Here is an 18,644-nt window from a genome sequence, read left to right on the forward strand (position 1 = left end):
GCGGCCCGCAGATAGGCGCCGAGCTTCGTCTTCTCGATGACGAACCAGGTGGCGAGGCAGAGGACGAGCGAGGCGATGACCACCCAGCCGCGATAATTCGGCATGTACATGAAGCCGAGATTCTGGGCCCCGGTGAGCTGGGGCGGGATGGCGTAGGGGAGGCCGGAGACCCCGTATTGGTTGCGGAACAGCCCCTGGATGATGAGGGCGAGGCCGAAGGTGAGGAGGAGGCCGAAGAGGTGGTCGGCATGCTCCCCGCTGAGCACCCGGAAGGGCGGACCGAACCGGTCCCAGAGCGTCGCGACGACGATACCGAAGCCGGCCGCGAGCGCGAAGACGATGGTCGCGTTCATCCCGGTATCGGACACGAGGGCCGGGCCGGCATTCGAGGTGAACAGGTAGGTCACGATCAGCATGAACAGGCCGGCCGACCCGAGCATCACGAGGCTTCTGGGCCGGTTGTTGTCGTTCATCGGCTTGATGAAGTTCCGGTCGAGGACGATGCCGAAGGCGCCGACGATGATCGGCGCGCAGACGAGCGCCCACCAATAGTTCATGCCGGCGTAGTTCAGCAGCATCCAGGCCACGAAGGCGCCCATCATATACTGGGCGCCGTGGCTGAAATTGATGATGTTCAGGAGGCCGAAGATGATCGCGAGCCCGAGACTCAGCACGGCGTAGAAGGCGCCGTTGATCAGGCCCAGAACCGGCTGGCTCATCCAGCCGAAGGAGAGAGTGAAGCCCAGGAGGGTCATGCGGGAAGGCTCATGGCGAATGCTTCGCGGGGCGCGGTCGTCGTGGGTCCGTAGCGGGCGGCGTCCAGCCGCTCGGGCCGGCGTGGGCTATCGGGCAGCCATGCAGGTTTAAGCGTCCTTGTCATCCCTCGCCACGCCGGACGCGGCGGGAGATGTGGCTTTGGGATCCGCAGACACCGTTTCGGTGGCGTGCGCTCGGCCTCTGCCGGAACGGAGGCCGGGAAGATCCCGGCCCCGCGGCTCAGCTCTTGCCGACGAGAGGGCACCCGCCCGCATTCAGAGGCCGAAATGCCTCCTCGGTCGGGATCGTGGCCTGAACCTTGTACATGTCCCACGGTCCCTTGGATTCCGACGGCTTCTTCACCTCGTAGAGATACATGGGATGGATCGCGCGGCCATCGGCCCGGATCGAGCCCTTGCCGAAGAGCGCGTCGTCGATCGGCATGTCCTTCATCTTGGCCATCACCTTGTCGGTGTCCTTGGCCTTCAGCGCCTCGACCGCCTTCAGGTAATGCAGGACGCTCGAATAGACGCCGGCCTGGGCGCTCGTCGGCATCTTGCCGTCGAACTTGGCCGAGAAGCGCTTCGAGAATTCGCGGGTCGCCTCCGTCTGGTCCCAATAGAAGGCTTCGGTCAGCACGATGCCCTGCGCCGCCTGCAGGCCGAGCGCCTTCACGTCCGACGAGAAGAGCAGGAGCCCGGCCAGCGCCTGGCCGCTCTGCGTGATGCCGAACTCTGACGCCTGCTTGATCGTGTTGATCGTGTCGCCGCCGGCATTGGCCATCGCGATCACCTTCGCCTTCGAACCCTGGGCCTGGAGCAGGAAGGACGAGAAGTCCGGACTGTTCAGCGGGTGTTTGACGCCGCCCAGCACCTTTCCGCCGGCCTTCTTGACGGCCTCCGTCGTGTCTCGCTCGAGCGCGGCGCCGAAGGCGTAGTCCGCGGTCAGGAAATACCAGCTATCCGCACCCTTCTTGGTCATCGCGCTCCCGGTGCCGTTCGCGAGCGCCCAGGTGTCGTAGGTCCAATGGACGTTGTTCGGCGTGCATTTCGTGCCGGTGAGGTCGGACGTACCGCCGCCCGAGATCATGAAGATCTTGTTCTTCTCCCGAGTCACCTCACTGACGGCGAGCGCGACCGAGGAGGTCGTCACGTCGAGGATCATGTCGACCCCCTCGCGGTCGTACCATTGCCGGGCGATGGTCGAGCCGATGTCCGGCTTGTTCTGGTGGTCGGAGGCGACGATCTCGACCTTGATGCCCTTGGCATCGGCCTTGAAATCCTCGACCGCCATCCTGGCCGCGACGACGGAGCCCGGACCCGAGATGTCGGCGTAGAGGCTCGACATGTCGTTCAGGACGCCGAGCTTGACCGAGACCTGTGCTGCGGCGCTTCCCGCCGTCAGCGCGGCAAGCGCGACACCGGCGAGGATGGAAGCTGTTCTCTTCATGATGCGTGTCTCGCGTTGAGGATCTGCATGTCGCTGCGAGGCGGGCGACATCGCCGGCCTCGCAGCGGGTCAGGTCAGGACTTGCCGACCAGCGGGCATTTGCCGTCTTCGAGCCGGCGCCAGACCTGATCGGCCGGAACCTTGGCCAGGATCTTGAAGAGGTCCCATTCGCTCTTCGATTCCTCCGGCTTCTTGACCTCGAGCAGGAAGGCGTCGTGGATCTTGCGGCCGTCCTGCCGGACGGATCCCTTTCCGAAGAGGACATCGTCGGTCGGCGTGGCCTTCATGCGGGCCATCACCTTCGCGGCATCCTTGCTCTTCTCGGCCTCGACCGCCTTCAGGTAATGGAGAACGCTCGAATACACGCCGGCATTGGTCATGTTCGCCATCCGGCCCGCGCGCTGAAGGAAGCGCTTCGACCATTCCCGCGTGGCCTCGTTCTCGTCCCAGTAGAAGGTCTCGCTGAGGACGAGCCCCTGCGCCGTCTTCAGCCCCAGCGCCTTCACGTCGTTGATGAACATGAGGAGCCCCGCGAGCTTCTGCCCGCCCTGCACGAGCCCGAACTCGGAGGCCTGTTTGATCGAGTTGACGGTATCGCCGCCGGCATTGGCGAGACCGACGACCTTCGCCTTGGAGGCCTGGGCCTGGAGCAGGAAGGAGGAGAAGTCGTTCGACGGGAACGGCGTTCGGACGGCGCCCACGACCTTGCCGCCATTTTTCTCGACCACGGCCCGGGTGTCGCGCTCGAGAGCGTGGCCGAAGGCGTAGTCGGCGGTGAGGAAATACCAGGTGTCGCCGCCCTGCTTCACCATCGCGCCGCCGGTCACGTTGGCGAGCTGGACCGTGTCATACGCCCAGTGGATCGTGTTCGGAGAGCAGGCCGGCCCGGTCAGATCGGAGGTCGCCGCGCCCGAATTCAGGAAGATCTTGTTCTTCTCGCGCGTGATCTGGTTGATGGCGAGCGCGACCGAAGAGGTCGGCACGTCCAGGATGACGTCGACGCTGTCCTGATCGTACCATTGCCGTGCGATGCCGGAGCCGACATCGGGCTTGTTCTGGTGGTCCGCCGAAATCACTTCGGCCTTGATGCCCTTCTCGGCCGCCTTGAAATCCTCGACGGCCATCTTGGCGGCGACGACGGAGCCTTCGCCGCCGATATCCGAATACACCCCCGATCGGTCGTTCATGACGCCGAACTTGACCGAAACCTGCGCCTGGGCGCCTCCGGAAACCGCCGCGAGAGCTGTCGCGGCCAGCAGAAATATCCTCAATGTCATGTCCGTTCCCTCTCCTGTGTTCTCGGTCTAGACGCCGAGATAGGTGTGCAGCTTGTCGATATTGGCGTCGAGTTCCGCGTTCGGGATCATGTCGACGACCCGGCCCTGCTCGATGACGTAATGCCGGTCGGCGACGGTCTGGGCGAAGCGGAAATTCTGCTCGACGAGGATGATCGTGAAGCCCTCGCCCTTGAGGCGCTGGATGGTGCGGCCGATCTGCTGGACGATGACCGGGGCCAGGCCCTCGGTCGGCTCGTCGAGGAGGAGGAGCTTGGCGCCGGTCCGGAGGATGCGGCCGATCGCCAGCATCTGCTGCTCGCCGCCGGAGAGCTTCGTGCCCTGGCTCCCGGAGCGCTCCTTCAAGTTGGGGAAGATCTCGTAGATCTGCTCCGTCGTCATGCCGCCGGGCTTGATCTGCGGCGGCAGCGTCAGGTTCTCGAAGACCGACAGGCTCGCGAAGATGCCGCGCTCCTCGGGCACGTAGCCGATGCCGAGCCGGGCGATCTGGCGCGAGGGCATGCCGATGGTCTCGGTTCCGGCGAAGGTGACCGAGCCCTTGCGCCGCCCCATGATGCCGATGATCGACTTCAGCGTCGTTGTCTTTCCGGCCCCGTTCCGGCCGAGCAGGGTCACGACCTCGCCCTCGCCGACGTCGAAGGCGACGCCATGCAGGACGTGGCTCTCGCCGTACCAGGCTTCGAGGTCGCGGATCGCGAGGAGCGGAGCGGCGGAGGATGCCGGCCGAGGGGCGAGGGTCACGGCCGCCTCACGCATGTCCGGCCCCGATATAGGCTTCGATGACCCGGGAATCCTTGGATACGGTCGCGTAGTCTCCCTCGGCCAGAACGTTGCCGCGGGCCAGGACGGTGATCCGGTCGGAGAGGGAGGCGACGACCGAGAGGTTGTGCTCGACCATGAGGACGGTGCGGCTCGCCGCGACCCTTCGGATCAGGGCGGAGGTGCGGTCGACATCCTCGTGGGCCATGCCGGCCATCGGTTCGTCGAGCAGCAGCATTTCCGGCTCGAGTGCGAGCGTCGTCGCGATCTCGAGCGCCCGCTTGCGGCCATAGGAGAGCTCGACCGCGAGCGATTCGGAGAAGCCGGTGAGCCCCACGGCCTCGAGCAGCGCCATGGCCTCGTCGTTCAGGCTGTCCAGCACCGTCTCGGAGCGCCAGAAATCGAAGCCGTCGCCCCGCAGCCGCCTGTGCAGCGCGATGCGGACATTCTCCAGCACCGTCATGTGACCGAAGACGGCGGAGATCTGGAAGGAGCGCACCAGCCCGAGCCGCGCGACGTCGGCCGGCTTCATGCTCGTGATGTCGCGGCCATTATAGACGATGGAGCCGCGGCTCGGCTGCAGGAACTTGGTCAGAAGATTGAAGCAGGTGGTCTTTCCGGCGCCGTTCGGACCGATCAGCGCGTGGATCGAGCCCCTTTTCACCTTGAGCTCGACATTGCCCACGGCCGTAAAGCCCTTGAAGTCCTTGCCCAAGCCTTCCGTCGACAGGATGATGTCGTCCGCCATACCCACCTAATTCCGGCTGTGTCCGCGACCCTGCACGTCTGCCCGGGTGCAGGCGCAATGCAACATGCCGCCGAGAGACAAGTCAACTTGGACGATAGGCGAGGGTGACCCGGGTCAGCCGGCTCCGGATGGGGTCGGAGGGACTGGAGCGGGTGAAGGGAATCGAACCCTCGTCGTCAGCTTGGGAAGCTGCTGCTCTACCATTGAGCTACACCCGCGAGCGGCCGCATCATCGTCGTCGGCGGACCGTCTGTCCATCCGAAAACGGCGCGACGGGGCTCGCGGAGACGGATCGCGAGTGCCGCGCGTGTCGTCGTCGAACTTCGCCGCGGCCCGGTCGCTCTCGCCTAAAGGGCGCCGATCGTGGCAAGTCATGTGTCGCAAGGTCGTCATAACCCCGGAATGCAAGATGCCCCGTGACACGGCGGAAGACTGGAAGCGGCTCGGGCAGGAGGAACCCTGGTGGGGCGTCCTGTCCGCCCCCGAATTCCTGAAGGCCAACCTCACCGCGGAGGCGAAGGAGCGCTTCTATGCACAGGGGCGCCAGGAGATGGCCTGGGTGGTGGAGACGCTGCAGCAGCATTTCGGTCCCGTCGCGCCGCAGATCGGCGCCGATTTCGGATCGGGTCTCGGGCGGCTGACCTTTCCCATGGCCGCCCTGTGCGAGACGGCTCATGGGATCGACATCTCCGAGGGCATGAGGAGCGAGGCCGGACGGCAGGCGCAAGCGAGAGGCTTGGGCAATGTGAGCTTTTCCGAGGAGCTCGCTCCCGGCGTGATGGTCGACTGGATCAACAGCTACATCGTCTTCCAGCATATCCTGCCCCGCATCGGATACGGGATCGTCGCGGGCCTGCTCGATCGGCTACGGCCGGCCGGGCTCGTCAGCCTGCAATTCACGTTCGCGCACGACCTCCGGGACCGGAACACCCTGATACGCGACCTGCGGGCGTGGCGCTTCGACGGAGAGACCCTGACGACCCTGGAATCCAACGATTACGCGGTCGGCGAGATGTCGATGTACGATTACGACCTCAATCGCCTGCTGATGATCTTCGCCCGTGCCGGCATCCGGGACGTGTTCCTGCGTCATACGGATCATGGCGGCGTGCACGGCTTTTGGATCTTCGGCCGAAAGACACATTGATCCGGGGTCAGCCTCCGAAGCGGAAGCGCCGGTCGAGATCCCAGGGGCCGTCGAGATAGCGCCACAGGGTCACGCCTTCGGCCTGGGCGACGAAGGGCCGGAACTCGGCCTCGAGTTCGCGCAGGAGACGGCGCGCCGCATCCGGCGCGACCTTGTTCTGGACCGTGACGTGAGGGGCGATGCGGGCCGAATCCTGCGGCGTCAACAAGTCCGCCCATTCGCGCGCGAGCGATTGGCGCAGGGCGACGAGTTCGGGCGAGGCGAAAGAGATGGCGACACCCCGGCCGAGCGACCTCGGGCCGGTCGCCTGGAGCGGGAAGCGGCGCTGGCGCTGGCAGATGACGCCGAGTTCCCGGACGATCCGGACCCGCTCCGCGCCCGGCAGCGCGTGGAACAGCGTCAGATGGGCCGGGACCTGATTGCGCTCGGCGGGAAAATGCCGGCGGCGTAGCTCATCGAGCTGGCCGAAGCTCGCGCCGTCGAGCGTGAGCGTCAGGATGAGCGGGCGGGAATCGCCGCCCACACCAGGCCAGGCCTCAGAGCTTCAGGGCTTCGCGGGCTTCCCGCAGTTGCTCGATCACCGTGTTCGCGGCGTCCCTGGCAGCGGAATCGGCCGAACCGTCCCGCACCGTCTCGGCCTCCATGATCTCGCGGTCGATCGAGTCGGTCGTCAGTTCCTCGAGCGGGGTCGCCCGCTCGGCGAGCACCGTGACCCCGGCCGCGTTGATCTCGGCGAAGCCGCCGCGGACCAGGATGCGGGAGCCCTCGTTCGTGTGCCGGGTCATCACCACGAAGCCGGCCCGCAGGGTCGACATCACCGGAGCATGGCCGGGCAGCACGGTCATGTCGCCCTCGATGCCGGGCAGCATCACGGCCTCGACCTCGCCGGAGAAGAGGACGCGCTCGGGGGCGACGAGTTCGAAATGGAGTGTGGCCATCGTGGTTTCCTAGATGCGGCGGCGGTCGACGACGAAGCCGCCGAGCAGTCCGAGGACCGCGCCCCCGAGCGCGAAGGCGCCGATATGCTGCCACTGGCCGGTGGTGATTTGACCGCCGCTACCAGGCGCTGCCGGCCGGCCGGATTGCACCTCGATCGAGACCGGACCGAGCTTCAGCTCGGCCGAGTCGGGTCTGGTGAAATAGCCCAGGAGGGCGCCGACCACGAGGCCGGCGACCAGGAACAGAACTTTCGGGTTCATGCTCAAGCTTCGGCCGCCAGGCGCTGGGCCTTCTCGACGGCCTCTTCGATGGTGCCGACCATGTAGAAGGCGGCCTCCGGGAGGTGGTCGTACTTGCCTTCGACCAGGCCCTTGAAGCCCTTGATCGTGTCCTCGAGCGCGACGAGCTTGCCGGGCGAGCCGGTGAAGACCTCGGCCACGAAGAAGGGCTGCGACAGGAAGCGCTCGATCTTGCGGGCGCGGGCGACCGACAGCTTGTCCTCTTCCGAGAGCTCGTCCATCCCGAGGATCGCGATGATGTCCTGGAGCGCCTTGTAGCGCTGCAGCGTCTGCTGCACTTGGCGGGCGATGTTGTAATGCTCCTCGCCGACGATCGCGGCCGAGAGCATGCGGGAGGTCGAGTCGAGCGGATCGACCGCCGGGTAGATGCCCTTCTCGGCGATGGAGCGCGACAGCACGCTCGTCGCGTCGAGATGGGCGAAGGAGGCGGCGGGCGCCGGGTCGGTCAGGTCGTCGGCCGGCACGTAGATCGCCTGCACGGAGGTGATCGAACCCTTGTTCGTCGTGGTGATGCGCTCCTGCAGGTTGCCCATGTCGGTCGCGAGCGTCGGCTGGTAGCCGACCGCGGACGGGATGCGGCCGAGGAGCGCCGACATCTCGGAGCCGGCCTGCGTGAAGCGGAAGATGTTGTCGACGAAGAAGAGCACGTCCTGGCCTTCGTCGCGGAAATTCTCGGCGACGGTCAGGCCGGTGAGCGCGACGCGGGCGCGGGCGCCCGGGGGCTCGTTCATCTGGCCGTAGACGAGGGCGCATTTCGAGCCCTCGCCGCCGCCGAGCTTGTTCACGCCGGATTCGATCATCTCGTGATAGAGGTCGTTGCCCTCGCGGGTGCGCTCGCCGACGCCTGCGAAGACCGAATAGCCGCCATGGGCCTTCGCGATGTTGTTGATCAATTCCATGATCAGCACGGTCTTGCCGACGCCGGCACCGCCGAAGAGGCCGATCTTGCCGCCCTTGGCGTAGGGGGCGAGGAGGTCGACGACCTTGATGCCGGTGACGAGGATCTGCGCCTCGGTCGCCTGGTCGGCATAGGTCGGTGCCTCCTGGTGGATGGCCCGGGTCGTCTCGAAGGAGATCGGGCCCGCTTCGTCGACCGGCTCGCCGATGACGTTCATGATGCGGCCGAGCGTGCCGGGTCCGACCGGCACCATGATGGCGGTGCCGGTATCGGTGACCGACTGCCCGCGCACGAGGCCCTCGGAGGTGTCCATCGCGATGCACCGCACGGTGTTCTCGCCGAGCTGCTGGGCCACCTCGAGCACGAGCCGGTTGCCGTTGTTGGTGGTTTCCAGCGCGTTCAGGATCTCGGGCAGGTGGCCCTCGAACTGCACGTCGACGACGGCGCCGATCACCTGGGTGATGCGGCCGGTCGGCGCGGCTTGTTCGGGCATGGCGAGTGCGGCTGACATCGTGATCTTTCCTTCGGTGGGGCGCTCTCGCGCCGAATGTGTGAGGCTGGCGCCTCGTTTGCTATTCCTTGATCAGGGACGTGAAGTCCGACCATTGTTCGACGCGGAAGGCGCGGATGTCGCGAACACACGCGGGAAACCAAGCCAACGATCGTAGCGCGTTCATGACTCTAACGAGGTTTGCCAAGTCTTCCTGATCAGTTAGATAAACGCTTCCCTGCACACGTTGAAATCCATACTGCCCCAGAGTTGCGGCGATCTCTGAATAGGCTTGCGGAATGCCCTTCGGATGCAGTGCGGAAATTTTCCGGACGACGAGATCGAAGCTGATCGCGAACATCAGGCCTCCGGATCGGCCCTGACATTCGCGATGGGATAGCTGAGGGTTTCGCCGGTTTCGACGACCCTGATCTCGACGAATTCCCGGTCCTGAACGCCAAGCACCTCGTAGGCCGGCCCGTGCTCGCCGAAATAGTGGAAGGTACCCACCACGTCGAGATCGCCGACGTGACTCCGAGATGCCTCAGCCGCCATCACCGTGCTCCGGCTTACTGATATGGTCGACCCTAGCATGGCGTCCGGTCGTCGTCACAACGCCTCGGCGCCCGAGATGATCTCGATCAGCTCCTTCGTGATCATGGCCTGACGCGAGCGGTTGTAGATCTGCGTCTGCTTCTTGATCATGTCGCCCGCGTTGCGGGTGGCGTTGTCCATGGCGCTCATGCGGGCGCCCTGTTCGGAGGCCGCGTTCTCGAGGAGGGCGCGGAAGACCTGCACGGCGACGTTGCGAGGCAGGAGATTCGCCAGGATTTCGCCCTCGTCGGGCTCGTATTCATAGACGGCCTCGTTCGCGACGAGGTCGGCCGTGCCCGTGCCGATCTCGAGCGGGATGATCTGCTGGGCCGTCGGGATCTGCTGGATGACCGAGCGGAAGCGGGAATAGAACAGGGTCGCGACGTCGAACTCGCCGGCCTCGAAGAGCTGCAGCACCTTGCCGGACACCATCTCGGCCTCGCCGTAGCCGATCTGCTTCACGGCGCGGAGGTCGACGAGGTCGATGATCTGCTGTCCGAATTGCCGGCGCAGGATGTCGTATCCCTTCTTGCCGACGCAGAGGATCTTGACCGTCTTGCCCTGGCCCATCAGCCGGAGCGCGTGATCCCGGGCGAGGCGGGCGATCGAGGAGTTGAAGGCGCCGCACAGGCCGCGCTCGGCCGTGCAGACGACGAGGAGATGCGTCTGGTCCTGGCCGGTGCCGGCGAGAAGGTGCGGACTTTCCGGCCCGATGGTGACGCCGCCCGACAGGTTCGTCATCACGGTCGCCATCCGCTCGGCGAAGGGCCGAGCCGCTTCCGCGGCCATCTGCGCCCGGCGCAGCTTCGCGGCCGCGACCATCTGCATGGCCTTGGTGATCTTCTGGGTCGCCTTCACGGAGGCGATGCGGTTGCGGAGGTCTTTCAGCGAAGGCATCGGATTGTGGCTTTAGCCCTACCTGCTGTCATGCCCGGGCTCCTCCCGGGCACCCCGCTTCGTGCGCGAGTCCTGTCGATCGGGGTGGCCGGGACGAGCTCGGCCATGACGGTCGAAATGTCTAGGCGAAGGACTTCGCGAAGCCTTCGACGGCGCTGCGGAGTTTCGCCTCAGTGTCGCCCGACAGGTCCTTGGAGGACCGGATCGCGTCGAGGACGTCGGCATGCTTGCCGCGCATCAGGGACAGGATTCCGTCCTCGAAGGCCCGCACCTTGTTGACGGGAAGCGGATCGAGGAAGCCGTTGGTGCCGGCCCAGATCACCACGACCTGCTCTTCCATCTTCAGCGGCGAGAATTGCGGCTGCTTGAGCAGCTCCGTCAGGCGCGCCCCGCGGTTCAGCAGCTTCTGCGTCGTGGCGTCCAGGTCGGAGCGGAACTGCGCGAAGGCCGCCATCTCACGGTACTGCGCGAGCTCGCCCTTGATCTTGCCGGCGACCTTCTTCATCGCCTTCGTCTGGGCAGCGGAGCCGACGCGCGACACCGAGAGGCCGACATTCACGGCCGGCCGGATGCCCTGGTAGAAGAGGTCCGTCTCGAGGAAGATCTGCCCGTCCGTGATCGAGATCACGTTCGTCGGGATATAGGCCGAGACGTCGTTCGCCTGGGTCTCGATGATCGGCAGCGCCGTGAGCGAACCAGATCCCATCGCGTCCGACATCTTGGCCGCCCGTTCGAGCAGCCGCGAATGGAGGTAGAACACGTCGCCCGGATAGGCCTCGCGGCCCGGCGGGCGGCGCAGCAGAAGCGACATCTGCCGATAGGCGACGGCCTGTTTCGACAGGTCGTCATAGGTGATCACGGCATGCATGCCGTTGTCGCGGAAATACTCGCCCATCGCGCAGCCGGCGAAGGGCGCGAGATACTGCATCGGCGCCGGGTCGGAGGCGGTCGCCGCGACGATGATCGAGTATTCGAGCGCGCCATGCTCCTCAAGCGTCTTCACGAACTGGGCGACGGTCGAGCGCTTCTGGCCGATCGCGACATAGACGCAATAGAGCTTCTGCGACTCGTCATTGCCCTGGTTCAGGGGGCGCTGGTTCAGGATGGTGTCGAGCACGATCGCCGACTTGCCGGTCTGGCGGTCGCCGATGATGAGCTCGCGCTGGCCTCGGCCGATCGGGATCAGGGCGTCGACCGCCTTGAGGCCGGTCGCCATCGGCTCGTGCACCGACTTGCGGGGGATGATGCCGGGCGCCTTCACGTCGACGCGGCGCCGTTCCGTCGATTGGATCGGCCCCTTGCCGTCGATCGGCTGGCCGAGGGCGTCGACCACGCGGCCGAGCAGGCCCTTGCCGACCGGGACCTCGACGATGTTGCCGGTCCGCTTGACCGTCTGGCCTTCGCCGATTTCGCGGTCAGAGCCGAACACGACGACCCCGACATTGTCGGTCTCGAGGTTCAGGGCCATGCCCTGCACGCCGGATTCGAACTGCACCATCTCGCCGGCCTGGACATTGTCGAGGCCGTAGCAGCGCGCGATGCCGTCGCCGACGGAGAGGACCTGGCCCACCTCCGTGACTTCGGCTTCCTCGCCGAAATTCTTGATCTGGTCTTTCAGGATCGCCGAGATTTCGGCGGCGCGGATATCCATCACCGGGCCTCTTTCATCGCAATGCGTATGGAATTGAGCTTGGTCTTCAGCGAGGCGTCGACCATGCGGGATCCGACCTTGACGACGAGTCCGCCGATCAGGGACGGGTCGATCTTCACGTCGACGTCGACGTCGGATCCGGCCATGTCACGGAGGGCCGACTTGATGTCGTCCATGATCCGGGGGGAAGGCTCCTCGGCGAGCCGGACCTCGGCCGCCACGATGCCCTTCGATTTGGCGACGAGCGCCCGGTAGGCGCGGATCATGTCGGGCAGGACGAAGAGCCGGCGCTTGGCGGCGACGACCCGGATCAGGTTCGCGGCATAGCCGCCGATCCCGGCCTGGCCGAGCACGGCCTCGATCGCACGGGTCTGGTCCTCCGCCGAGAAGACCGGGCTCCTGATCAGGCGGCGGAGATCCGCACTGTCGTCGAGCATCCGCTGGAAGCTGTCGAGATCGCGGGCGACCTCGTCGATTCGACCTTCGTCCCGGGCGAGTTCGAACAGAGCCGACCCGTAACGTCCAGCCACGCCGGAGACGCCCGGACCTTCGCTTGCCTGTTTGCCAGCCACCTGTCTCTCGTCGCTCTCGCGGCTCGCACCGCGCATGGTCGGCGAAATCCGAGCCCAATCGTGTCGGGGTTGGACGCCCGCGTCGGCTATGGCGCCGCCAGCAGGGCGCGGGTGCCGTAGCATGTGGGCGCGGCCGGGTGCAAGGCTGAGAGGCGGGCCTCGTCGCGTCGGAAGAGCCCTGTCGCCTCAGACCATGCCGAGCTTCGCGAGTTCGACCTTGGCCCGAAGCTCGATCGCGGCGACCACCTCGTCGAGGCCGGGATCGCCGCTGTCGGCTGCGGCCGCGGCAACCCGCGAGGACAGTGTCCGAAGCGCCGCGATCGGGACGGTGCCGGACAGGAGCGCGGCCTTGAGCCCGTCGAGCCCCGCGAGCAGGTCCTGGCCCCGTCGGGCCGAGCGCCTGCGCCGTTCGCGGGAATCGTCTCCGCCCTGCAGCATCAGGATGGCGTCGAGCGTGGCGAGCGGCGCGGCCGCGCGGGCCTGCGTCGCGCCGCCACTCCCCTCGGACGCCACCCGGAATGTCGGGCGGCCCGTGCTCTGGCCTGCTTTCGCCGCACCGGCCGAAGCCGGCCCGGCCCATCTCGGATCGATCCGCATGATCTTGCCCCCGGCCTGGCTCCAGCCATCGGGCCCGCATGGTTAAGGCTTTCTGAACAGCCCGGCAGGTTCTGCCGGCCGGCGGCGCGAAATGCCTGGGCGAGGCGACCATGCGGGAGGTGGCCACCAACGAAAACAGTCACTTAGGCCGCCACGACCCTGGCATGCCGCTCGCGAAGCAGCCGGTGACCGTCCCGCGACCGGACCCACGATGCATCGTTTCACCCCACGTCTCTGCCGCGCCCTGGCCGCACTCTTCCTCCTCTGCGTGGCGGCCGTGCCGGCTTGCGCCCTGTCCCGGATCAAGGACCTGGCGACGATCGAGGGCGTGCGGCAGAACAACCTCGTCGGCTACGGGCTCGTCGTCGGCCTGAACGGCACCGGCGACACGCTGAACAACGCGCCCTTCACCAAGCAGTCGCTCACCGCGATGCTGGAACGGCTCGGCGTCAACACGCGCGGCGCCACGCTTCGCACCGCGAATGTCGCGGCCGTGATGGTGACGGCGAGCCTGCCCGCCTTCGGCTCGCAGGGCACGCGGCTCGACATCACCGTCTCCGCGCTCGGCGACGCGAAATCGCTGCAGGGCGGGACGCTGCTGGTGACGCCGCTCCTCGGCGCCGACGGGGAGGTCTATGCGGTCGGCCAGGGCTCGGTGGCGATCTCGGGCTTCCAGGCCGAGGGCGAGGCCGCCAAGGTGACGCGCGGCGTGCCGACCGTCGGCCGCATCTCGAACGGGGCGCTCATCGAGCGCGAGATCGAATTCAAGCTGAACGCCCAGCGCGGCCTCAGGCTCGCCCTTCGCAACCCCGACCTCACGACCGCGAAACGGGCCGCCGCCGCGATCAACGACTTCCTGGGCGCCGACACGGCCGAGCCGATCGACCCCGCCACCATCAACATCCAGATCCCGGCCAAGTACCGGGGCAACATGGTCCAGCTCCTGACCGAGATCGAGCAGCTCCGGGTCGAGCCAGACCAGACGGCCCGGATCGTGATCGACGAGCGCTCGGGCATCATCGTGATGGGCCGCGACGTGCGCGTCTCCCAGGTCGCGGTGGCGCAGGGCAACCTGACCGTCACGATCTCGGAGGCGCCCGAGGTGAGCCAGCCGAACGTGCCCTTCACGCAGGGGACGACCCAGGTCGTGCCCCGGACGCGGGTCAAGGTCGATACCGGCGACGGCAACAAGCTCGCGATCGTGCGCGAGGGCGTCTCGCTGCGCGAACTCGTCGACGGACTTAACGCGCTCGGCATCGGGCCGCGCGACCTGATCTCCATCCTGCAGGCCATCAAGTCCGCAGGCGCCCTCCAGGCCGAAATCGAGGTGATGTGATGGTGGCTCCCCTGGCCCTCATGGGATTGTCGGCCGCGGCCGATCTCGTCGGCGGCGTCGTCGACGCGATCGGCAAGGCGGCTTCGCCGGCGGCCGCCGGCAAGGACAAGCTGAAGAAGACCGCCCAGGAATTCGAGAGCGTCTTCCTCGAGCAGACGCTCGACCGCCTGACGGCCTCCGGGGGCCAGGAGGGTCCACTCGGCGAGGCCGGGACGGGCGGCTCCGTCTACCGGTCGATGCTGTCGAAGGAATATGCCGGCCAGATCGTCAAATCCGGCGGGCTCGGCATCGCCGACGGAGTCTATCGCCAGATGCTCCGGCTCCAGGAAGGCGCGTCCCATGCTGGCTGAACCCAACCGCTCCCGCACGGCGGTCGCCGGGCGGGACGATGCCGAGAGCTTCATCGCGGCCTTCGCCGGCACCATGGCCGAGCTCGAGCGCGTCCTCGACGAGGAGACGACCCATCTGGCCGCCGGACGGATCCGCGAAGGTCTGTCGCGCGAGGAACGCAAGTCGCAGCTCGCGGCCGGCTACCTGCTCGGTCTCGAACACGCCAAGGGGAATGCCGTGGCGCTCGCCCGCTTTGCGCCCCAGGCTATCCTCCGGCTGCAGGGGTCGCAGAACGACCTCAGGGCTGCCGTCGAGCGGAACCAGACCGTGGTCGCGACCGCCAAGGCGGTCTCCGAGGGTCTCGTGCGGAGCGTGTCGGAGGAGGTCGCGCGGCAATCCCGGCCGCGGGGCTATGGGCCCGGCCATCAGGCTGCCGCGGCTGCCCGGCCGCTCTTCTATTCCAACCGGCTCTGAACCCGGATCTCGACGACGCATCGAAAGAGGGGCGCGGGTGCGGTTTGACCCGCCGTTAACCAAGAAAAATATGGTTCAACCTGTTTACCGAGACTTAGCTTTAGGCGGGCAGTTTGTGATCGTTCACCTAGGACGGGTGGATCGCCAGAAGGCAGAACCAGAAGGGTTCCAAGATGTCAGTGACCATTTCCAGCGCCGTGAAGTCGAATCTGCTCGCGCTGCAGACGATCTCTTCTGAAGCCAACAAGTCGCAGAACATTCTGTCGACCGGCAAGAAGGTGAATTCGGCGCTCGACAACGCCACGTCGTTCTTCACCGCCTCCTCGCTGAACAGCCGAGCCAAGGCCGTCTCCGGCCTCCTCGACTCGGTGTCGAACGGCATCCAAACGATCAAGGCCGCCAATGCCGGCATCACCTCGATCACGAAGCTTGTCGACCAGCTGAAGTCGACCGGCCAGCAGGCACTGGCCTCGGCCTCCGCTTACACCTCGCAGGCCAGCACGGCCTCGAGCGCCATCTCCGGTGCGACGGCGGCCGACGTTCGCGGAACGAGCGCCGCCGTGACGACGGGCGCGGCCGTCGGTACCGCGACGGGCGCGACGCTGCTGAACGCGCTTCCGACCGTCGTTGCTGCCGGCGACACCTTCACGGTGAACGGCACGACGATCACCGCGGTCGCGTCGGGCGCCACGGGCGACCAGGTCAATGTCGGCGACGCTCTCAGCGTGCTGCTCGGCAAGATCGCGACAGCGGCCGGATCCGGCGCCACGGCGGCGATCGGAGCGGATTTCAAGGTGACGGTGACGGCAGGCGATAAGACCACGGCTCTTGCTCTGGGCGGCACGGGCATCAGCAAGCTCGGCCTGGCGGCCGGAACGACCGCGGCCGGCTCTGGCCCGGGCGCTCTGAACGGCAAGTCGCTCACCTTCAAGGTCGGTACGGGCGTGGCCCTCGCCGTCAACTTCGGTGACCCGGCGACCACGACCGGTGCAGTGAAGTCGCTGGACGACCTCAACTCGAAGCTGAGCACGATCGGATTGACCGCGAGCGTCGACTCGACGGGCAAGTTGACCTTCGGGACGACGAGCGAGACCGCCTCGAGCAGCTTCACCGTCAAGGCGGCTGACGCGGCCGGCACCACGGCGAGCGGCTTCGCCAACTCCGGTTCCGGAACTGCCAGCTCCGCCCCGGTGCGGGGCGGTGCGGGCGCTGATGCGCGCGACGCCCTGGTCACCCAGTACAATTCGCTCCTCGACCAGATCGACACGCTGTCCAAGGATGCGAGCTACAACGGGCTGAACCTGCTCAAGGGCGATACGCTGACCCTCGTGTTCAACGAGACGAACACCTCGAAGCTTTCGATCACCGGTCAGGACGGCTCCTTCGCGGGCCTGGGACTGTCGAAGGCGACGGCGACCAACCTGAATGACGGCGCTGCCATCAACAGCCTGCTGTCGACGCTCGAAAGCTCGAAGGGCTCGCTGTCCAGCCTGTCCTCCAAGCTCGGTGCGAGCCTTGCGGTCGTGCAGACCCGCCAGGACTTCACCAAGGAACTGGCGAACACGCTCTCGACCGGCGCCGACAACCTCGTCAACGCCGACCTGAACGAGGAGGCAACCAAGCTCCTCGCGCTGCAGACGAGCCAGTCGCTGGCGCAGTCGGCCCTGTCGCTTGCGAACCAGTCGCAGCAGGGCGTCCTCCGCCTGCTCCAGTAGAACGGCTCGACATACGGCGCGGATGGCGGGGCTTCGGCTCCGCCATTTGCGTTTTGGCCGCCCTGAACGGCAGTTTCTTAACAGGCGGATGACGACGTTTACGCTTTGTTAGGCTTAACATAAAAATATGGGCAACGCGGTCGAAGGATTCGGCCGGAACGGGTTGCCTCGCATGTCCGACATCGTCCTTTCGAACGCGTCGCGAAACTCGCTGCTGGCGTTGCAGAACACCTCCGTGCTGCAACAGGCGACGCAGAACCGCCTCGCGACCGGCAAGAAGGTGAATAGCGCGCTCGACAACGCGACGAGCTTCTTCACGGCGCAGGGATTCAACAATCGGGCGAACTCGCTGACGGCCCTGCTCGACTCCGTCAGCAACTCGATCCAGACGCTGAAGACGGCGGATGCCGGCATCACGTCGATCACGAAGCTCATCGCCCAGCTGAAATCGACCTCGCAACAGGCGCTCCAGTCATCGAGCGCCTACACCTCCCAGGCGACCCTCGCCTCGACGTCGCCCTTCGTCGGCGCGTCGGCGGCCGACCTGCGCGGGACGGCCGGTACGGCGACCGTGACCGGGACGGCGACGCTCAGCGCCTATACGGCTCCCGCCGGCGACGCCGGCAACCTGGTGATCAACGGCAGGACGGTCGCGGTGGTAGCCGGCGACACCGCCGACAGCATCATGACGAAGATCAACAACACCGCGAATATCGGGGTCAATGCGACGCTCGACGCGACCGGCAGGCTCAAGATCCTGTCGAACGACCCCTTCTCGTCCTTCACGATCAACAGCGCCACCGACACGCCGGCCTCCACGGCCGCGACGCTCACGGCCCTCGGTCTGACGGCCGCGACGACGGCCTCCACCAACCCGATCAACGGCAAGACCCTGAGCTTCACCGTCGGCACGGGTACGCCGCTCACGGTCAAGTTCGGCGATCCGGCGACCACCCCGGGTGCGGTGAAGACGCTCGACGACCTGAACACGAAGCTCGCCACGGTCGGATTGTCGGCGACGCTCGACGGCTCCGGCAATCTCAGCGTCTCGACCACGACCCAGACGGCGTCCCAGAGCTTCACGGTCGGCGGCACCCTGTCCGGCGCCGGCTCGAAATTCACCTCGACGGTGAGCACGCTCCCGGTCCGGGGCGGCACCGGCGCGGACACGCGCGACAACCTCGTCACGCAATACAACAACCTGCTTGACCAGATCGACACGCTGGCGAAGGATTCCAGCTACAACGGCATCAATCTCCTCACCGGCGATACGCTGTCGATCATCTTCAACGAGAAGAATACCTCGCGGCTCGACGTCGCCGGCACATCGACCACGGCCTCCGGCCTCGGCCTCAGCGACATCACGGCGGCGAATTTCGCCGACGGCAACACGATCGGGGCGATCCTGTCGCTCATCGATCGCGCGAGCGGCGCGCTGGCCAGTCAGGCGTCGCGCCTCGGCTCGACCCTGGCCGTGACCCAGACCCGCCAGGATTTCACCAAGCAGCTGGTGAACACGCTCACGAGCGGGGCCGACGCTCTCGTCAATGCCGACCTGAACGAGGAGGGCGCGAACCTGCTCGCGCTCCAGACCAAGCAATCCCTGTCGCAGACGGCCCTGTCGCTCGCCGCGCAGGCCGATCAGTCGGTCCTGAAGCTGTTCGGCTAAGCAGCCCGTATCCACGCTTTCCAGAAGGA

The 18,644-nt window shown here is 66.5% G+C and carries 21 protein-coding genes and 1 tRNA gene; 6 read left to right on the forward strand and 16 right to left on the reverse strand.

Annotation, left to right across the window (positions count from 1 at the left end; translation table 11 throughout):
- The 6 genes from ACFE87_RS08245 to ACFE87_RS08270 all read right to left on the reverse strand — a co-directional run.
- Window positions 1–755, reverse strand: a 755-nt coding sequence (locus tag ACFE87_RS08245) for a branched-chain amino acid ABC transporter permease (RefSeq protein WP_375459149.1), incomplete at its 3' end; no start/stop codon positions are given.
- A 241-nt stretch (window positions 756–996) separates the two neighbouring features.
- Window positions 997–2,205 (reverse strand): ABC transporter substrate-binding protein, encoded by a 1,209-nt coding sequence (locus ACFE87_RS08250; protein WP_375459150.1) that lies wholly within the window; start codon window positions 2,203–2,205, stop codon window positions 997–999.
- A 74-nt stretch (window positions 2,206–2,279) separates the two neighbouring features.
- Entirely contained in the window at window positions 2,280–3,482 is a 1,203-nt protein-coding gene (locus ACFE87_RS08255) for an ABC transporter substrate-binding protein (RefSeq protein WP_375459151.1), read from the reverse strand.
- A gap of 27 nt (window positions 3,483–3,509) precedes the next feature.
- Entirely contained in the window at window positions 3,510–4,256 is a 747-nt protein-coding gene (locus tag ACFE87_RS08260) for an ABC transporter ATP-binding protein (protein WP_375459152.1), read from the reverse strand.
- Window positions 4,249–5,007 carry an ABC transporter ATP-binding protein gene (locus tag ACFE87_RS08265; RefSeq protein ID WP_375459153.1) on the reverse strand — a complete coding sequence of 253 codons (759 nt, stop codon included), beginning with the start codon at window positions 5,005–5,007 and terminating at the stop codon, window positions 4,249–4,251. The genes ACFE87_RS08260 and ACFE87_RS08265 overlap by 8 nt, the downstream gene beginning before the upstream one ends.
- Before the next feature lie 144 nt (window positions 5,008–5,151).
- Window positions 5,152–5,225 (reverse strand) — tRNA-Gly (locus ACFE87_RS08270).
- A gap of 191 nt (window positions 5,226–5,416) precedes the next feature.
- Here ACFE87_RS08270 and ACFE87_RS08275 point away from each other — a divergent pair.
- Window positions 5,417–6,154, forward strand: a complete 738-nt coding sequence (locus ACFE87_RS08275) for a class I SAM-dependent methyltransferase (protein ID WP_375459154.1) — start codon at window positions 5,417–5,419, stop codon at window positions 6,152–6,154.
- Between the two features lie 7 nt (window positions 6,155–6,161).
- Here the strand turns inward: ACFE87_RS08275 and ACFE87_RS08280 are convergent, their stop codons facing one another.
- The 10 genes from ACFE87_RS08280 to ACFE87_RS08325 form a co-directional block, all read right to left on the reverse strand.
- The gene (locus ACFE87_RS08280; RefSeq protein ID WP_375459155.1) at window positions 6,162–6,677 is read right to left on the reverse strand and encodes a 2'-5' RNA ligase family protein; all 516 of its coding nucleotides are present in this window, start codon (window positions 6,675–6,677) and stop codon (window positions 6,162–6,164) included.
- Window positions 6,678–6,690: 13 nt separating this feature from the next.
- Window positions 6,691–7,092 carry a F0F1 ATP synthase subunit epsilon gene (locus tag ACFE87_RS08285; protein ID WP_375459156.1) on the reverse strand — a complete coding sequence of 134 codons (402 nt, stop codon included), beginning with the start codon at window positions 7,090–7,092 and terminating at the stop codon, window positions 6,691–6,693.
- Window positions 7,093–7,101: 9 nt separating this feature from the next.
- The gene (locus ACFE87_RS08290) at window positions 7,102–7,353 is read right to left on the reverse strand and encodes a hypothetical protein (protein WP_375459157.1); all 252 of its coding nucleotides are present in this window, start codon (window positions 7,351–7,353) and stop codon (window positions 7,102–7,104) included.
- Between the two features lie 2 nt (window positions 7,354–7,355).
- Window positions 7,356–8,801, reverse strand: a complete 1,446-nt coding sequence (gene atpD, locus ACFE87_RS08295; protein ID WP_375459158.1) for a F0F1 ATP synthase subunit beta — start codon at window positions 8,799–8,801, stop codon at window positions 7,356–7,358.
- Between the two features lie 61 nt (window positions 8,802–8,862).
- Window positions 8,863–9,141, reverse strand: coding sequence for a virulence factor (locus ACFE87_RS08300; RefSeq protein WP_375459159.1), 279 nt, complete (start codon window positions 9,139–9,141; stop codon window positions 8,863–8,865).
- Complete coding sequence (locus ACFE87_RS08305; protein ID WP_375459160.1) at window positions 9,141–9,335, reverse strand: DUF5397 family protein; 195 nt, start codon at window positions 9,333–9,335, stop codon at window positions 9,141–9,143. The genes ACFE87_RS08300 and ACFE87_RS08305 overlap by 1 nt, the downstream gene beginning before the upstream one ends.
- 54 nt (window positions 9,336–9,389) lie before the next feature.
- The gene (locus tag ACFE87_RS08310; protein ID WP_375459161.1) at window positions 9,390–10,271 is read right to left on the reverse strand and encodes a F0F1 ATP synthase subunit gamma; all 882 of its coding nucleotides are present in this window, start codon (window positions 10,269–10,271) and stop codon (window positions 9,390–9,392) included.
- A gap of 121 nt (window positions 10,272–10,392) precedes the next feature.
- Window positions 10,393–11,922: a F0F1 ATP synthase subunit alpha gene (gene atpA, locus ACFE87_RS08315; RefSeq protein ID WP_375459162.1), complete on the reverse strand. Its 1,530-nt coding sequence runs from the start codon at window positions 11,920–11,922 to the stop codon at window positions 10,393–10,395.
- Window positions 11,922–12,494 (reverse strand): F0F1 ATP synthase subunit delta, encoded by a 573-nt coding sequence (locus ACFE87_RS08320; protein WP_375459163.1) that lies wholly within the window; start codon window positions 12,492–12,494, stop codon window positions 11,922–11,924. The genes atpA and ACFE87_RS08320 overlap by 1 nt, the downstream gene beginning before the upstream one ends.
- Before the next feature lie 186 nt (window positions 12,495–12,680).
- Window positions 12,681–13,091, reverse strand: coding sequence for a flagellar assembly protein FliX (locus tag ACFE87_RS08325; protein ID WP_375459164.1), 411 nt, complete (start codon window positions 13,089–13,091; stop codon window positions 12,681–12,683).
- A 211-nt stretch (window positions 13,092–13,302) separates the two neighbouring features.
- Between ACFE87_RS08325 and ACFE87_RS08330 the strand changes: the two genes are divergently transcribed.
- The 5 genes from ACFE87_RS08330 (at window position 13,303) to ACFE87_RS08350 (ending at window position 18,615) form a co-directional block, all read left to right on the forward strand.
- Window positions 13,303–14,427 carry a flagellar basal body P-ring protein FlgI gene (locus ACFE87_RS08330; RefSeq protein ID WP_375459165.1) on the forward strand — a complete coding sequence of 375 codons (1,125 nt, stop codon included), beginning with the start codon at window positions 13,303–13,305 and terminating at the stop codon, window positions 14,425–14,427.
- Complete coding sequence (locus tag ACFE87_RS08335) at window positions 14,427–14,777, forward strand: rod-binding protein (protein ID WP_375459166.1); 351 nt, start codon at window positions 14,427–14,429, stop codon at window positions 14,775–14,777. The genes ACFE87_RS08330 and ACFE87_RS08335 overlap by 1 nt, the downstream gene beginning before the upstream one ends.
- Entirely contained in the window at window positions 14,767–15,231 is a 465-nt protein-coding gene (locus ACFE87_RS08340) for a hypothetical protein (protein WP_375459167.1), read from the forward strand. The genes ACFE87_RS08335 and ACFE87_RS08340 overlap by 11 nt, the downstream gene beginning before the upstream one ends.
- 173 nt (window positions 15,232–15,404) lie before the next feature.
- On the forward strand, window positions 15,405–16,946 hold the full coding sequence (locus ACFE87_RS08345; RefSeq protein ID WP_375459168.1) for a flagellin: 1,542 nt from the start codon (window positions 15,405–15,407) through the stop codon (window positions 16,944–16,946).
- A gap of 172 nt (window positions 16,947–17,118) precedes the next feature.
- Window positions 17,119–18,615, forward strand: coding sequence for a flagellin (locus tag ACFE87_RS08350; protein WP_375459169.1), 1,497 nt, complete (start codon window positions 17,119–17,121; stop codon window positions 18,613–18,615).
- Window positions 18,616–18,644: the final 29 nt, after the last annotated feature.

The organism is uncultured Enterovirga sp. (assembly GCF_964242715.1).
In the GTDB taxonomy this organism is placed as follows: Bacteria; Pseudomonadota; Alphaproteobacteria; order Rhizobiales; family Beijerinckiaceae; genus Enterovirga.

Coding starts and splice junctions, on each gene's coding strand:
- ACFE87_RS08265 (WP_375459153.1), bottom strand. CDS start 5,007: ATGGCGGACGACATCATCCTGTCGACGGAAGGCTTGGGCAAGGACTTC.
- ACFE87_RS08350 (WP_375459169.1), top strand. CDS start 17,119: ATGTCCGACATCGTCCTTTCGAACGCGTCGCGAAACTCGCTGCTGGCG.
- ACFE87_RS08250 (WP_375459150.1), bottom strand. CDS start 2,205: ATGAAGAGAACAGCTTCCATCCTCGCCGGTGTCGCGCTTGCCGCGCTG.
- ACFE87_RS08255 (WP_375459151.1), bottom strand. CDS start 3,482: ATGACATTGAGGATATTTCTGCTGGCCGCGACAGCTCTCGCGGCGGTT.
- ACFE87_RS08290 (WP_375459157.1), bottom strand. CDS start 7,353: ATGAACCCGAAAGTTCTGTTCCTGGTCGCCGGCCTCGTGGTCGGCGCC.
- atpD (WP_375459158.1), bottom strand. CDS start 8,801: ATGTCAGCCGCACTCGCCATGCCCGAACAAGCCGCGCCGACCGGCCGC.
- atpA (WP_375459162.1), bottom strand. CDS start 11,922: ATGGATATCCGCGCCGCCGAAATCTCGGCGATCCTGAAAGACCAGATC.
- ACFE87_RS08330 (WP_375459165.1), top strand. CDS start 13,303: ATGCATCGTTTCACCCCACGTCTCTGCCGCGCCCTGGCCGCACTCTTC.
- ACFE87_RS08340 (WP_375459167.1), top strand. CDS start 14,767: ATGCTGGCTGAACCCAACCGCTCCCGCACGGCGGTCGCCGGGCGGGAC.
- ACFE87_RS08305 (WP_375459160.1), bottom strand. CDS start 9,335: ATGGCGGCTGAGGCATCTCGGAGTCACGTCGGCGATCTCGACGTGGTG.
- ACFE87_RS08310 (WP_375459161.1), bottom strand. CDS start 10,271: ATGCCTTCGCTGAAAGACCTCCGCAACCGCATCGCCTCCGTGAAGGCG.
- ACFE87_RS08345 (WP_375459168.1), top strand. CDS start 15,405: ATGTCAGTGACCATTTCCAGCGCCGTGAAGTCGAATCTGCTCGCGCTG.
- ACFE87_RS08300 (WP_375459159.1), bottom strand. CDS start 9,141: ATGTTCGCGATCAGCTTCGATCTCGTCGTCCGGAAAATTTCCGCACTG.
- ACFE87_RS08260 (WP_375459152.1), bottom strand. CDS start 4,256: ATGCGTGAGGCGGCCGTGACCCTCGCCCCTCGGCCGGCATCCTCCGCC.
- ACFE87_RS08285 (WP_375459156.1), bottom strand. CDS start 7,092: ATGGCCACACTCCATTTCGAACTCGTCGCCCCCGAGCGCGTCCTCTTC.
- ACFE87_RS08325 (WP_375459164.1), bottom strand. CDS start 13,091: ATGCGGATCGATCCGAGATGGGCCGGGCCGGCTTCGGCCGGTGCGGCG.
- ACFE87_RS08335 (WP_375459166.1), top strand. CDS start 14,427: ATGGTGGCTCCCCTGGCCCTCATGGGATTGTCGGCCGCGGCCGATCTC.
- ACFE87_RS08275 (WP_375459154.1), top strand. CDS start 5,417: ATGCCCCGTGACACGGCGGAAGACTGGAAGCGGCTCGGGCAGGAGGAA.